The organism is Azospirillum thiophilum, assembly GCF_001305595.1.
Taxonomy (GTDB): Bacteria; Pseudomonadota; Alphaproteobacteria; order Azospirillales; family Azospirillaceae; genus Azospirillum; species Azospirillum thiophilum.
This window is the reverse complement of the sequence record NZ_CP012401.1, coordinates 277,306-290,140: the sequence shown is the minus strand read 5'-3', so window position 1 is coordinate 290,140 and position 12,835 is coordinate 277,306. Positions and strand designations below refer to the sequence as shown.

Genomic DNA, 12,835 nt, shown 5'->3' with positions numbered 1-12,835 from the left:
GACGACCACTGCAGTTTCTTCAAGTCCCCAGCAGGGGCGGCAGTTCGCGGATCGAGTCGATGCGGCGGTAATGCTCGTCGGGCACGTCGGCTTCCTCATGGGCCCAGGTGATGGCATAGGGGATGTGGACGGCGTGGGCACCGGTCGCCAGCACCGGCAGGATATCGGAGCGCACCGAGTTGCCGACCATCAGGAAGCGCGCCGGGTCGATGCCATGGCGCTCCATCACCCGCCGGTAGGTCGCCGGATCTTTCTCGCTGACGATCTCCACCGCGTGGAAGCGTTCGGACAGGCCGGAACGGGCGATCTTGCTTTCCTGGTCGAACAGGTCGCCCTTGGTGATCAGCACCAGACGGTGGCAGGCAGCCAGTTCCTCCACCACCTCCGCCACGCCGGGCAGCAACTCCACCGGATGCTCCAGCATCGCCTTGCCGAAATCGATCAGGCTTCGCAGGTCGCGGGCCGGAACCTGGCCGTCGGTGACGTCGATCGCCGTTTCGATCATCGACAGGACGAAGCCCTTGATGCCGTAGCCGTAAACGCGAAGGTTGGCGCGCTCCGCCTCCAACAGCCGGCGATCGAGGTCGGTCGGGTCGGCGGTGTGGGCCAGCAGGGCGCGGAATCGGTCCTGCGTCATCGAGAAGAGCGATTCATTGTGCCAGAGCGTGTCGTCGCCGTCGAAGCCGATGGCATCGAAGCTCTGCTGGACCCCCGGGTTTCCGGGATCGATGGTGCCGGTCATGGATGTGCCCGCTGCTCCCAGTGATTGGTTCGTAAGTAAAACAATACATGGCTCAAGTCAGGTTGACTTGTCCAGAGGGTGGCAAGGCGGGACGTCGTCATTGTCCGTCTGGCGAACCGTAAGTATCCGCAATGACGCTTTTGCCACACATCGGTGACATTGCATGGTGAGTTCTTCGCTGCCTGCAAAGCGGGCATGTTGCCGCTGGGGGTGGCAACATGGCGAGAAGAGGCGTAATTATATTTCCACACAAGGAGAGAGCGATCGCCGACCGGCGGCCCCTCCAAAAACAAGACATCTCAGGAATCACCATCATGGCCACTCTTCTGCACTCGGCCGATGCCGGCCGCACCACCTCCACCGTCGCCCATATCGTCGAAGTCGCGTCGAACATGCTGGGCCTGTGGCGCCAGCGCATCGTGACCCGCCGCGAGCTGGGCTATCTGGACGACCGCATGCTCCAGGACATCGGCTTCAACCGCCTGGACGCCGAGCGCGAGATGTCGAAGCCGTTCTGGCGCGAATGAGCGCCTGTACGCCGGCCGGCGAACGCACAGGAAAAAGGCCGCTTCCGTTGATCGGAAGCGGCCTTTTTTATTGTCCGCACCGTCCTGGCGCCTAAAAAACAGGCTGCACAGAAAAGCGCCGCCCCCAAAAGAAAAGCCCGTCGGCCGGGATGGACGGCGGGCGGGCTGTAGGTGGCAATTCCGATGATCGGCCCGGGGACTACGCCCTGGTGATCGGCGGAGCGGGCCGGGACCGCGCTCCGCCGGCCGACGGTCAGATGCAGTAGTGCTTGAGCGGCTCGAAGCCGTTGAAGCAGACCGCCGAGTAGGTCGTGGTGTAGGCCCCGGTGGCGTGGATGCGCACGCGGTCGCCGGCCTTCAGCCCCATCGGCATCTTGTAGTCGGCGCGCTCATACATCACGTCGGCGCTGTCGCAGGTCGGGCCGGCCAGGATCACCGCCTCGCGGTCGCTCTCCTGGTCATCGCCCAGCACCTCGATCGGGTACTGGATCGCCTCGTCCATCGTCTCGGCCAGACCGCTGAACTTGCCGATGTCGAGATAGACCCAGCGCTTGGGATCCTCGGCCGACTTGCGCGACACCAGAACCACTTCGCTCTCGATGATGCCGGCGCTGCCGACCATGCCGCGGCCGGGCTCGACGATCGTCTCCGGCAGATGGTTGCCGAAATGGGTGCGCAGCGAGTCGAAGATCGCCTGGCCGTAGGCGGTGGATTCCGGCACGTCGGTGCGGTAGCGGGTGGGGAAGCCGCCGCCCAGGTTGATCATGCCCAGATCGACGCCCAGCACCTCGAGCTCGCGGAACAGCTGCGCCACCTGGAAGATGGCGTGGTCCCATTGCATCAGGTCCTTCTGCTGCGAGCCGACATGGAACGACACGCCATAGGGCTGCACGTCCATGTCGCGGGCCTTCAGCAGCAGCTCGCGCGCCATCGGCAGGTCGCAGCCGAACTTGCGCGACAGCGGCCACTCGGCGCCCTCGCCCGAGGTCAGGATGCGGCAGAAGACGCGGGCGCCGGGGGCGGCGCGCTCGATCTTTTCCAGTTCCGGCTCGCTGTCGAAGGCGAACAGGCGCACGCCCAGCTCGAAGGCGCGGCGGATGTCGCCTTCCTTCTTGATGGTGTTGCCGAAGGAGATGCGGTCCGGGGTGGCGCCGGCGGCCAGCGCCATCTGGATTTCCGGGACCGAGGCGCAGTCGAAGGCGGAGCCGAGACGGGCCAGCAGCGACAGGATCTCGGCGGCCGGATTCGCCTTCACCGCATAGAAGATGCGGGCGTCGGGCAGGGCGTCATGCAGATCGTTGTAGTTCTGCTCGACCACGTCGAGATCGACGACGAGGCAAGGGGTCTGCGGGCGCTGCTCTTCGAAAAAGCGCGCAATCTTCTGGGTCATCTCAGTCTCCTGGGACGCAAGATGATGGAACGGAACGGGTGATGTCGGGGGGACGGAGCGGCCGGGCGGGCCGATCGGCAAAGCAAAAGCCGATCAGGCGCTCAGGCCGCCAATACTGGATTGCCCCGCACAGAAACCTGTTCTGTCCGTATGGCCCAGGAGCGAGGGAGTTCGGAGACGGGTGAGCACGCGCCCACCCACAACAACATCAACCATCGTAACCTCCAAGTCGCCGCCTTGTTTAAGGGACGGTCGGGGATCACGCGTTACGTCGTTGCATAACCACATCTCGGAGACGCCGAGGGGCGGGCCAGCGGCACGTGCGCTTGCGAGTTCGCGTTACATAGATCCAACGTGATCGATTGGAAAGTGAAAAATGCCGCAGGTCCCAAAAAAGTGGCAGGTTCGGGAAGGACGCAAAAAACCGGAGCGATTTCATGGGCTTGACGATGGTTCTGACGGTCGAGGAGATGGGGTTGCGCCTGCTGGCGGCCGCGCTCTGCGGCGCGCTGCTCGGGCTCGACCGCGAGATGCGCGGCAAGGCGGCGGGCCTGCGCACCCATACGCTGATTTCGATCAGCTGCGCCCTGACTACACTGGTTGCGTTCGAGATCTATGCCGATCTGCACGCCACCGGTGACGAGCGGCCGGGCGATCCGGTGCGCGTCATCCAGGGGGTGGCGCAGGCCGTCGGATTCATCAGCGCCGGGGTGATGTTCCGATCGGGCGACAGCGTGCGCGGGGCGACGACCGCCGCGGTCATCTGGGTGGCCGGGGCGCTGGGCATCGCCTGCGGCGCCGGTTATTTCATGCTGGCGGGGATGACGCTGGGGCTGTGCCTGATGGTGACCATCGTCTTCTCCTTCCTGATGGACCGCTTTCCGCAGATCGGGAAGGACGGCGACTCGGGCCGCGACTCCGAAGACGGTCCCGAAGACGATCATGACGACGACCGCAAGGCGCGGGAACGCCGACGCGCGGCGCGGTCCGGCCGGGTCAGGCGGATCGCGCGTCCCGCCCCGCGGGAATGACCAGCAGCCGGTGCGCCAGCAGTGCACCCAGCGCCACCAGCCCGATGGCCCCCATCATCGCCAGCGCGCTGCCGTCGCTCAGATGTCCGACGACAATGCCGATGGCCGCGGCGATGGTCATCTGAGCGAATCCCAGCAGGGAGGAGGCGAGCCCGGCCATGGTGGGGTAGGGACCGACCGCATTGGCCGTGGCGTTGGGCAGGGTCAGCCCGCTGCCGAGGATGAACAGGAAGACCGGCACCACGATGGCGGCCAGATGCAGCACCCCGGCCAGGGCCAGACCGCCGCCCAGCGCCCCGCCGCCGAGCGACAGCAGCGTGCCGATCCGGATCATCCGCGCGCCTCCCAGCTTCGGAGTCAGCCGCCCGGCCAGGAAGGTGCCCAGCATGTAGCCCAGCACCACCGCGCCGAAGCTGGCGCCATATTGCGCCGGCGTCAGATGCAGCCGCTCGATCAGGACGAAGGAGGAGCCGGAGATGAAGGAGAAGATGCCGCTGTAGGAGAAGGCGACCACCAGCACATAACCGACGAAGCCGCGGTTGCGCAGCAGCATCAGGTAATTGGCGGCCAGCCGCCCGGGCCGCAGGGCCTCCTCGTCGCGGTGGCTGTTGGTCTCGCCCAGCAGCGACCATACCGCCGCCAGGATCAGGCAGGCGAAGACCGTCAGCAGCATGAAGTTGGCGCGCCAGCCGAACCATTCCGTCAGGACGCCGCCCAGCATCGGCCCGACCGCCGGGGCCAGCGCCATCGCCATCGACATGTAGGCCAGCACCGTCGCCGACCGCTCGCGCCCGAAGACGTCGCGCACCACCGCGCGTGCCACCACCGGCCCGCAGCAGGCGCCGAGAGCCTGGAAGAAGCGGGCGGCGATCAGCGCGTCGATGCTGGTGGTGACGGCGCAGACGGCGCTGGCGACCAGATAGATCGCCACCCCGACCAGCAAGGTCGGGCGCCGGCCGAAACGATCGGACATCGGGCCGTAGACCAGCTGCGACACCGCGAAGCCGACCAGGAAGATCGACAGGGTCAACTGCACCGTGGCGACATCGGTCCCGAACACCCGGACCAGGGTCGGCAGCGACGGCAGGTAGAGGTCGGTGGACAGCGGGCCGAAAGCGACCAGCGCGGTCAGCAGGACGCGGATCGTCAGGGAATCGGGGCGTGGCATGGGCTGCTGCAGTGCAAGCGGAGACGGGGGCGCACTGTATCAGATGAAACAACCGCCGCCAGCGTCGAACGCGGCGGGCAGCCCTGCCGCCTCACTTTGCCGGCAGCACCATGCGGATGCAGCGGGACAGGACGGTGTTGCCGGTCATCTCGCGATAATTCTGGATGATGACCGGCTCGGCCGCCTTGCATTGTTCCAGGCTGGCGAACTCCAGCGTGGTGGGGCCGCCCTGGTTCAGTATGAACAGCAGCATCAGAACCCGTTCCATTCCCTGCGAACTCCCTTCAGCCGGCCTGTCAGCCGGCATCGGCCAGCACCGCGCGGGCGGCGGCGGCGTCCTGGACGATCTGGTCCTTCAGCGCGTCGAAGCTTGGGAACTTCATCTCGGGCCGCAGGAAATCGATCATCTGCACCCGCAGATGCAGGTCGTAGAGGTCGAGGTCGACGTCGAACAGGTGGGCCTCCAGCCGCGCCACCGTGCCGTCGACGGTCGGCCGGGCGCCGAGATTGGCGACGCCCGGCAGCCAGACGGTCCGGTCGCCGCGGTCGACCCCGGCCCGCACCGCATAGACGCCGAAGGCCGGGCGCAGATAGTCGCCCAGTTCGATGTTGGCGGTGGGAAAGCCGATGGTCCGGCCGCGCCGGTCGCCATGGACGACGCGGCCCTCGATCTCCCAGGGATGTCCCAGCACATGGGCGGCTTCGCGCGGGTTGCCGGCGGTCAGCGCGTCACGCACGCGGGTCGAGGAATAGACCCCCCCCTCGCTGTCGGACACCGGCCCGACCTCGGTCACGCCGAAGCCCTGGGCGCGTCCGGCCCGCGACAGGAAGGCCGGGTCGCCCGACCGCTTGTGCCCGAACAGGAAATCATAGCCGCAGACGACGTGCCGGACCCCCAGCCCGGCGAGGAGCACCTCGTCGACGAAGGCCTGCGCGGTCTTGTGGCGGAGCCCCTCGTCGAAATGGCAGACGATCAGCTGGTCAACGCCCAATGCCTCGACATGGCGGGTCTTGACGCGGAAGGGAGTCAGCCGGAAGGGCGGGTCGTCGGGCCGGAAGACGCTGCGCGGATGCGGCTCGAAGGTAACGACGGCCGATGGAGCGCCGAGCTCCGCCGCGATGCGCTGGGCGGTGCCGATGACCGTCTGATGTCCGCGGTGCACGCCGTCGAAATTGCCGAGCGCCACGACGGCGCCGCGTTCTTCGGCCGGCAGGTCGGCGGTGTGTCTGTACAGTCGCATGCGCGCCCCGATGCTGTGGGCGGACCCCGGCGGATCCGCTTGCCCGGGCGTCTATATAGACCGACGCCGACGCGGGGTAAACGCGCCGGCGGTGTTTTGCGGTCCGAAGGCTGCCCGCTCAGCCGCGGGACGGCACCATCAACAGCGCCTCGCCCTCGACCACCACGGTCTCGCCGACCGTGCAGACGGTCTTGATGACGCAGCGGCGCTTTTCCGGGATCAGGTCGGTGATGGTGGCGCGGGCGGTGACGGTGTCACCGGCGCGGACCGGCGCCTTGAACTTCAGCGTCTGGCTCATGTAGATGCAGCCCGGCCCCGGCAGCTTGGTGCCCAGCACGGCCGAGATGAAGCCGACCGTCAGCATGCCGTGGGCGATGCGGCCCTGGAACATGGTGGTGGCGGCATATTCCTGGTTGATGTGGACCGGGTTGGTGTCGCCGGAAATGCCCGCGAACAGGACGATGTCGGCTTCCGTCACCGTCTTGGCGAAGCTGGCCGTCATGCCGACGGCGAGGTCTTCGATACAGTAGCCTTCGGTGTCCTTGCGGACCTGACGCACGTCGTCCATCGCAGCGATTCCTCTTTCTCTCGGTGCCTGTTCCGGCATCTGGCGCCCCGGCGCCGTGCCGTTCGCCGCAATGCGTCATGTGCACCGCAGCGAGGAGAATGGCATCACGTCTCCTCCAAAAAAGCAAAAAAATCTCTAACGCTCCGCATAGGGGCGCAGCCAAGACGGCCGCCCGGTCCGGCAGTGATGCCGGAAATGGAGAAGGGCACAGAGGCAACGCATTACTGAACAGGGAAGGTAATCTACCGGAATTGATGCGCGATCAACCACTTACCGGAAAAGATCGCTTCGGCCGGCGTCGGCCGGCGATATTCGAGGACTGTCCATCCCGCAATCCCGCTTCCGGTGATAAAGTCAATTCCTTTTCAAGCGCTTGACCGTTCGCTGACTGTTGGTTCGGCGGTGCAGCGGGTTTCGGCGTGCCGGCGCGGCGAATCGGGAGCCGTCTTCGCCGCGTCGCAGCATTACTTGCCGGACCCGGACTGCGACACCTTGTCGCTACCTCCTTTGTCGCTGCCGCTGCTTCCGGCCCGCCGCTCGTCGCGTTCGGCGACCTGCCTGTCCGAGGGCCGGTCCGGCGTCAGCTGGTCGACCTTCGCCTCGACCTTGTCGCGGGCGGCCTCGGTCGGCTGTTCCGACGGCTTGACCTCCACCGTCACCGGGGCGGTGCCGTCCTCGATCATGTCGAGCTTCCTGGCGGCCGAGCGCGACAGGTCGATCACGCGGCCATCGACATAGGGGCCGCGGTCGTTGACGATGACGTCGACGGTTCTGCCGTTGTCCTCGTTGGTCACCGTGGCCTTGGCGCCGAGCGGCAGGGCGCGCGAGGCGGCGGTGGGCTTGTTCTGGTTCATCGCCTCGCCGCTGGCGGTGGTGCGGCCGTGGAATTTCTGGCTGTAGAAGGATGCCTCCCCTTTGTGAACCAGCACCTGCTCGCCATCCTCATGCTCGACATGGACGGGCGGGACCTTGGCCTTTCCGCTGGCCAGCGCCGGGGCGGAAATCCCGCCCAGGGTTGCGCCCAGGGTCGTGGCGCCGAGCGCCAGGACGATGATGCGTATTGTCTTCATCTGTACACCTCCAACGGCGCACCAACGCCCTGCAAGGAAAAGAGTTCCCAAACGGAGCCGAATGAAGACCTCGTTGCTATTTCCGGTTTTGGTCGTCTTGGCGAATTCGGGGTTGATGTCCGCATGGATCGCTGCCCCGATCCGCGATACAACGGACAAGGGAAAGAAAGGGGAACGGAATGGCCGACGATGCCGCGTGGACTGCCGTGTCGGAAAATGCCGGGCCGGCGATGCCGCGTAGCGCTGCGGATCAGGTGGAGATCCGGACGGTGACGACGGCCGACGGGGCGCGGCTGCGGGTCGCCGTCTGGCCGGTGCCGGAAGGAGTGCGCGGCACCGCGCTGGTGCTGACCGGCCGGGCCGAGTTCATCGAGAAATACGCCGAGACCGCGGCCGCGCTGGCCGCCCGCGGTTTTCGCGTGGTGGCGGTCGACTGGCGCAACCAGGGCCTGTCCGACCGGCCGCTGCCCAACCGGCAGATCCACCATCTGACCGACTTCGCGACGCTGGTCGACGATCTCGACGCCGTGCATGGGCAGGTGGTGGCGCCGGTCGTCGACGAGACCGGCGGGCCGCTGATCCTGCTGGCCCATTCCATGGGCGCCCTGGTGGCGACGCTGGCGCTGGCCCGCCATGCGGACGCGAGCCCGGGCCGCTATGCCGCCGTGCTGCTGTCGGCGCCGATGTATGCCATCCACACCGGACCGCTGCCGCGCTGGCTGGTGCGCGGGCTGGCCACGCTTGGAACCGCCTGCGGGCTGGGGGCGCACTATGCGCCGGGGCAGGGCGATTACGACCCGGCGGAGGCTCGGTTCCGTCCCGACAACAAGATCACTGCCGACCCGCAACGCTACGCCGCCTTCCACGGCCCCTATGCCGAGCGGCCGGAGCTGCGGGTCGGCGGCGTCAGCTTCGCCTGGATCGCCGCAGCGCTCGATGCGGAGGATGCGCTGCGCCGGTCCCTGCCGCTGGAGCGGGTGCGCACGCCGGTCCTGCTGCTGAGCGCGCCCGGGGACCGGGTGGTGCGGGCCGAGGCGCACCGGATGGCGGCCGACCGGCTCGGCAATGCCCGCCTCATCGACCATCCGACGGCGAAACACGAGCTGCTGATGGAATGCGACGCCATCCGCGACCGGGTGTGGGCGGACATCGACGCCTTCCTCGACAAGACCCTTGCGCCGGCGGGCGGCTCTGTCGTCGGATAGGCGCCTTCAGGACCAGAGGTTCCCAGCAGCATGACCGATTTCTGGACGGCGTCCGGCTTCCACCTGTTGACCCGCGACGCCGACAACCATCTGGCGGTGACGCCGGACTTCCTGCGCGCCTACCTGCTCCGGCCGGAGATGCGCCCGCCGGAGGAGGCCTGCGACGCCGAGCGCACGCTGCATGCCGCGTTGCTCGACGATCCGGCGCGGCCGGTGCCCGGCCCGCTGCTCGACGCCATCGCCGATGCGGACGCGCGGGAGAATTTCCAGGTCTGGCTGGCCTTCCGCGACCGCCTGCTGGCCGCCGGCACGCTGGAGGGCTGCTACATCCGCCTGTTCCGCGAGGGTGCCCGCGGCGTGCCGGGGCTGTTCATCGACCAGCTGGTCCATGCCATCCTGCGCGGCATCCTGGACGGCACCCCGTCCGGCCTGCGGGCGCGGGCCGGCGAGCTGTTCTTCCGCGAACAGACCGTCTCGGTCGATGACGGGCGCGTCCGTGTCGCCGATGCCGAAACCGTCGAGACGATGGCGGCGTCCGGCGGCTTCGGCTCCCTCGGCCGTCTGGTGGTGGAGGCGGGGACCGCCCCCCGCAGCGTCGAGCTGGACATACTGGACGAGACCAACCACCCGCTCTATTGGGGCCGCGACGCCCGGCACGACACCGTGCTGGACATGACCTTCGCCGCACCGGGCCTCGACGCGCTGGCCCGCGTGCTGGAGGCCTGGGTCGGCCATTTCCTGGGGACGGCGGTCGCCATCCAGCCGGTGCAGTCCATCCGCGACGACCGATGGGTCTGGCATGTCGGGCTGGACGGCGCGGCATCCGCGATCCTCAACGACCTCTACAACGGCGTGGAGGTGGAGGAGGAGCGGCTGGCCCGCATCCTGGCCCTGTTCCGCCTGGACTTCGCCGACCCCGCCGCCATGCGCCCGGACCTCGCCGGCCGGCCGGTCTATCTGGGGGTGGCGATGACCGAGGGGCGGCGCCTGAAGCTGAAGCCGCAGAACCTGCTGGTCAATCTGCCGCTCGCCCCGATGGCATGAGGGGCGCAAGCGGGGCGAGGGGAGCGTTGCCTGGGGTCATCCTCCCAGCAGCGCGCCCACCGGCTTCATCGGTTCGTGCGCGTCGAACAGGATCTTCAGGATGGCGAGGATCGGCACCGCCAGCAGCGCGCCGGGAATGCCCCACAGCCAGCCCCAGAACAGGATCGACACGAACACCGCGATCGGGTTCAACGACAGCCGCCGGCCGACGATCATCGGGGTGAGGACGTTGCCCTCGATCGTCGTCAGCGCCACGAAGGACAGGGGCGGCAGGAGGATGGCGCCGATGCCCTCGAAAGTCAGCACCGACACCAGGAAGAAGACGCCGGTCATCACCGCCGGGCCGATGAAGGGAATGTAGTTGGCCAGCGCCACCAGCACGCCCCACAGCGCCGGATTGGGCAGTCCCCACATCCACATCATCAGGCCGGTGGCCGTGCCGAGGGCCACGTTGATGACGGTGATGGTCAGCAGATAGGCGGCGATGTTCTGCTGCAGGGTCGCCGCGACCATCGCGTAATGCACGCGGTCGTCGACGTTGCGCATGGTACCGATCAACGCTTCCAGCGTGTGGCGGCCGCGGGCGAGGAAGAAATAGAGCAGGACCTGCAGGATCACGACGTTGACGATCACCGACTCGACCTGGCTGACCGCCTGTTCCATCAGCGTCGGGCCGCGCACCACCACCTCGCGCACCGGGGCGGCACCGTTGCCGGTCTCCTTGGTCAGCTGCTCGATCTGGTGCGAGGCCTCGCGCGCCCGCTCGATGCCGGCGCGCAGGTCGCCCAGCTTGAATTCCAGCTCGTGCAGCACCCGCGGCATGCGGTTGACCCATTCCGCCGCCGGAGCCGACAGGGTGTAGATCGCCAGCAGCACCCCGCCGAACAGCGTAACCACCATAATGGCGGCACCGATCCCCTCCGGCAGGCCGACGCGGTAGAGTGCACGCACCAGCGGGCGCAGCAGGAAGCTCAGGATCAGCGCCAGCATGATCGGCAGCAGCACGTCGCGGCCGAAATACAGGGTGAACAGCAGGGCGATCACGAACAGGCCGACGGCGGCGATGGCCAGCGGGTCGCGGCGATGGCCGGGCGGGGGCAGCGGCTCGGTCGCCGGCTCCGGCGTTCCGGGGAGCGGGGCCGCGGGGGCGGGAGGGAGGGAGGCGAACTTGCGGTCTGTCATCGCGGCGGCGGACCTCCGGAGGATGGCGCTTGACGGTGGCGCCCGATCTTCCGATCTAGGGAAGTGTCTTGCCGGACCGCGCAGCTTGCGGTCCCCACCCGTCCTTGCCGGAGACCAAGTCGCGATGCGCAGCCCGTTTCCCCTGATGAACGTTTCCGCCGGCCTTTTGGTTCTGGGGGTAGTCCTGGGGGGCGGAGCGGCCGGGCTCACGCCCCGCTCCGCCGCGGCGGATGAGGTGGTCGGCCGCTTCTCCAACGATTGGACCGGCAACGGCCTGCAGATCCAGGCGATCGAGGATCCCAAGGTGAAGGGCGTCACCTGCCATCTGGTCGATTTCGACCGCAGCCTGATCGACCGGCTGAGCAAGGGCAACTGGTTCGAGGATCCGTCCAACGCCTCCATCGCCTGCCGCCAGACCGGGCCGGTGAGCGTCGGCGACATCGACGTGTCGCAAAAGGGGGAGGAGGTCTTCTCCGAACGGAAGAGCCTGATCTTCAAGTCGATCGCCATCCGCCGCATCTACGACCGGCCGAACGACACGCTGATCTATGTGGTGTACAGCCGGCAGGTGAAGGACGCTTCGGCCAAGATGTCGATCTCGACCGTGCCGCTGTTCGCCGCCGAAGCCGCCTGGACCAAGGGCAAGCCGCCGGTGAAGTGAGGCGGCCAGGCGTGGGGCGGCGCCTTACCCGATGATCCGCCCCAGCCGTACCGCGGTCTGCCCGGCCTTCACGCGGCGGGCGGGCATGATCAGCACGCAGTCGTCATAGGGGGTCTGGATGGCGCGGCCGTCGTCCCAGCCGATGACGGTGCCGGCGCGGCCGATCACCTCCATGCCGACGAAGGGGGCGGTGAAGCGGAAGCGTTCGCCGGCAGCGGTGACGGCGTCGGTGACCTCCACCACCCGCTGCGGCTCGGTGCGTGGGCGCAGCTTCGGGCCGTTGGCCGGCGGATCGATCATCTCCAGCCCGATCAGCAGGCGCAGGCAGCTTTCCAGCGCCACCACCGCGGTCTCGGCCCGCCAATGCTGGCCGCATTCGACCAGGATGGCGGTGCGTGCCCCTTCCGGCTCGGCGAAGCCGCCATAGTCGATCAGCCGCCGTCCGCCGGCATGGCCGCCATCCGCAACCACCCAGGCCGGATGGCGCAGCCCGAGCGCCAGATCGCGCCCGCGCGTGGTCTGGCCGCACAGGGTCAGCGGCGCGGTGTCGGCGGTCATGGAATGGAGGTCGAGCAGCAGGTCGGCCGTCTCGTAGACCGGGCGCAGGGCGCGGGCGCGCCGCAGCTCGACGCTGTCGCGCCGGCCGTCGAGATGCTCGGGCGACCACAGCCGGTTGAAATCCTCGTCCACATAGCGCGAGGCGTAGGGGTTCTGGCGGTCGAAGCAGGCGTAGGCGGCGGTGTTGGCGAAGACGAGGCTCAGCCGCCCGCGTTTCGGCCGCAGCCCCATCCGCAGCAGCGCGTCGAGCGCGATGGCGCCGCACAGTTCGTTCCCATGCACCAGCGCATTCAGCACGACATGGGGCCCCGGCTCGCCCGCCGGCAGGCTGGTGACATGGTCGATGCCGGTGTTGCCGCGCCGGTAGGGCGCGATGTCCGGCGCAGAAAGTTCGACGGGAGCGAAAAGAGGATCGGTCAAGCAGCAGGCTCGCCAGCGGAGGGACGCT

14 protein-coding genes are annotated in these 12,835 nt (G+C 67.9%); 5 read left to right on the top strand and 9 right to left on the bottom strand.

Annotation, left to right across the window (positions count from 1 at the left end; all coding sequences use genetic code 11):
• Nucleotides 1-19 precede the first annotated feature (19 nt).
• A complete protein-coding gene (locus AL072_RS01285) occupies nucleotides 20-742 on the bottom strand; it encodes an HAD family hydrolase (RefSeq protein WP_045581837.1) in 723 nt (240 codons plus the stop codon).
• A 314-nt stretch (nucleotides 743-1,056) separates the two neighbouring features.
• Between AL072_RS01285 and AL072_RS01280 the strand changes: the two genes are divergently transcribed.
• Nucleotides 1,057-1,269 carry a DUF1127 domain-containing protein gene (locus AL072_RS01280; protein WP_045581838.1) on the top strand — a complete coding sequence of 71 codons (213 nt, stop codon included), beginning with the start codon at nucleotides 1,057-1,059 and terminating at the stop codon, nucleotides 1,267-1,269.
• Nucleotides 1,270-1,522: 253 nt separating this feature from the next.
• Here the strand turns inward: AL072_RS01280 and AL072_RS01275 are convergent, their stop codons facing one another.
• Nucleotides 1,523-2,659: a type III PLP-dependent enzyme gene (locus tag AL072_RS01275; protein ID WP_045581839.1), complete on the bottom strand. Its 1,137-nt coding sequence runs from the start codon at nucleotides 2,657-2,659 to the stop codon at nucleotides 1,523-1,525.
• Nucleotides 2,660-3,096: 437 nt separating this feature from the next.
• Here AL072_RS01275 and AL072_RS01270 point away from each other — a divergent pair, with 437 nt between their 5' ends.
• Nucleotides 3,097-3,690: an MgtC/SapB family protein gene (locus AL072_RS01270; RefSeq protein WP_045581840.1), complete on the top strand. Its 594-nt coding sequence runs from the start codon at nucleotides 3,097-3,099 to the stop codon at nucleotides 3,688-3,690.
• Here the strand turns inward: AL072_RS01270 and AL072_RS01265 are convergent.
• The 5 genes from AL072_RS01265 to AL072_RS01250 form a co-directional block, all read right to left on the bottom strand.
• Nucleotides 3,656-4,858 (bottom strand): multidrug effflux MFS transporter, encoded by a 1,203-nt coding sequence (locus AL072_RS01265; protein ID WP_045581841.1) that lies wholly within the window; start codon nucleotides 4,856-4,858, stop codon nucleotides 3,656-3,658. The genes AL072_RS01270 and AL072_RS01265 overlap by 35 nt on opposite strands.
• A 91-nt stretch (nucleotides 4,859-4,949) precedes the next feature.
• Nucleotides 4,950-5,126 carry a hypothetical protein gene (locus AL072_RS35140; RefSeq protein ID WP_167543361.1) on the bottom strand — a complete coding sequence of 59 codons (177 nt, stop codon included), beginning with the start codon at nucleotides 5,124-5,126 and terminating at the stop codon, nucleotides 4,950-4,952.
• 28 nt (nucleotides 5,127-5,154) lie between these two features.
• On the bottom strand, nucleotides 5,155-6,099 hold the full coding sequence (locus AL072_RS01260) for a bifunctional riboflavin kinase/FAD synthetase (protein ID WP_045581842.1): 945 nt from the start codon (nucleotides 6,097-6,099) through the stop codon (nucleotides 5,155-5,157).
• Nucleotides 6,100-6,217: 118 nt separating this feature from the next.
• Nucleotides 6,218-6,667: a MaoC family dehydratase gene (locus tag AL072_RS01255; RefSeq protein WP_045581843.1), complete on the bottom strand. Its 450-nt coding sequence runs from the start codon at nucleotides 6,665-6,667 to the stop codon at nucleotides 6,218-6,220.
• A gap of 464 nt (nucleotides 6,668-7,131) precedes the next feature.
• A complete protein-coding gene (locus tag AL072_RS01250; protein WP_045581844.1) occupies nucleotides 7,132-7,737 on the bottom strand; it encodes a septal ring lytic transglycosylase RlpA family protein in 606 nt (201 codons plus the stop codon).
• Between the two features lie 179 nt (nucleotides 7,738-7,916).
• On the opposite strand from AL072_RS01250, the gene AL072_RS01245 reads away from it, so the two are divergent.
• Both AL072_RS01245 and AL072_RS01240 read left to right on the top strand, forming a co-directional pair.
• Nucleotides 7,917-8,942 carry an alpha/beta hydrolase gene (locus AL072_RS01245; protein WP_082108916.1) on the top strand — a complete coding sequence of 342 codons (1,026 nt, stop codon included), beginning with the start codon at nucleotides 7,917-7,919 and terminating at the stop codon, nucleotides 8,940-8,942.
• Nucleotides 8,943-8,972: 30 nt separating this feature from the next.
• On the top strand, nucleotides 8,973-9,986 hold the full coding sequence (locus AL072_RS01240) for a DUF6352 family protein (RefSeq protein WP_045581845.1): 1,014 nt from the start codon (nucleotides 8,973-8,975) through the stop codon (nucleotides 9,984-9,986).
• Between the two features lie 36 nt (nucleotides 9,987-10,022).
• Here the strand turns inward: AL072_RS01240 and AL072_RS01235 are convergent, their stop codons facing one another.
• On the bottom strand, nucleotides 10,023-11,168 hold the full coding sequence (locus tag AL072_RS01235; RefSeq protein ID WP_045581846.1) for an AI-2E family transporter: 1,146 nt from the start codon (nucleotides 11,166-11,168) through the stop codon (nucleotides 10,023-10,025).
• 124 nt (nucleotides 11,169-11,292) lie between these two features.
• On the opposite strand from AL072_RS01235, the gene AL072_RS01230 reads away from it, so the two are divergent.
• Complete coding sequence (locus tag AL072_RS01230) at nucleotides 11,293-11,829, top strand: CreA family protein (protein WP_082108917.1); 537 nt, start codon at nucleotides 11,293-11,295, stop codon at nucleotides 11,827-11,829.
• 24 nt (nucleotides 11,830-11,853) lie between these two features.
• Here the strand turns inward: AL072_RS01230 and AL072_RS01225 are convergent, their stop codons facing one another.
• Nucleotides 11,854-12,807, bottom strand: coding sequence for a M14 family metallopeptidase (locus AL072_RS01225; RefSeq protein ID WP_045581847.1), 954 nt, complete (start codon nucleotides 12,805-12,807; stop codon nucleotides 11,854-11,856).
• Nucleotides 12,808-12,835 lie beyond the last annotated feature (28 nt).

Excerpts from the sequence above, each read along its gene's own strand:
- AL072_RS01285 (WP_045581837.1), bottom strand. The coding sequence starts at position 742 with ATGACCGGCACCATCGATCCCGGAAACCCGGGGGTCCAGCAGAGCTTC.
- AL072_RS01280 (WP_045581838.1), top strand. The coding sequence starts at position 1,057 with ATGGCCACTCTTCTGCACTCGGCCGATGCCGGCCGCACCACCTCCACC.
- AL072_RS01275 (WP_045581839.1), bottom strand. The coding sequence starts at position 2,659 with ATGACCCAGAAGATTGCGCGCTTTTTCGAAGAGCAGCGCCCGCAGACC.
- AL072_RS01270 (WP_045581840.1), top strand. The coding sequence starts at position 3,097 with ATGGGCTTGACGATGGTTCTGACGGTCGAGGAGATGGGGTTGCGCCTG.
- AL072_RS01265 (WP_045581841.1), bottom strand. The coding sequence starts at position 4,858 with ATGCCACGCCCCGATTCCCTGACGATCCGCGTCCTGCTGACCGCGCTG.
- AL072_RS35140 (WP_167543361.1), bottom strand. The coding sequence starts at position 5,126 with ATGGAACGGGTTCTGATGCTGCTGTTCATACTGAACCAGGGCGGCCCC.
- AL072_RS01260 (WP_045581842.1), bottom strand. The coding sequence starts at position 6,099 with ATGCGACTGTACAGACACACCGCCGACCTGCCGGCCGAAGAACGCGGC.
- AL072_RS01255 (WP_045581843.1), bottom strand. The coding sequence starts at position 6,667 with ATGGACGACGTGCGTCAGGTCCGCAAGGACACCGAAGGCTACTGTATC.
- AL072_RS01250 (WP_045581844.1), bottom strand. The coding sequence starts at position 7,737 with ATGAAGACAATACGCATCATCGTCCTGGCGCTCGGCGCCACGACCCTG.
- AL072_RS01245 (WP_082108916.1), top strand. The coding sequence starts at position 7,917 with ATGGCCGACGATGCCGCGTGGACTGCCGTGTCGGAAAATGCCGGGCCG.
- AL072_RS01240 (WP_045581845.1), top strand. The coding sequence starts at position 8,973 with ATGACCGATTTCTGGACGGCGTCCGGCTTCCACCTGTTGACCCGCGAC.
- AL072_RS01235 (WP_045581846.1), bottom strand. The coding sequence starts at position 11,168 with ATGACAGACCGCAAGTTCGCCTCCCTCCCTCCCGCCCCCGCGGCCCCG.
- AL072_RS01230 (WP_082108917.1), top strand. The coding sequence starts at position 11,293 with ATGCGCAGCCCGTTTCCCCTGATGAACGTTTCCGCCGGCCTTTTGGTT.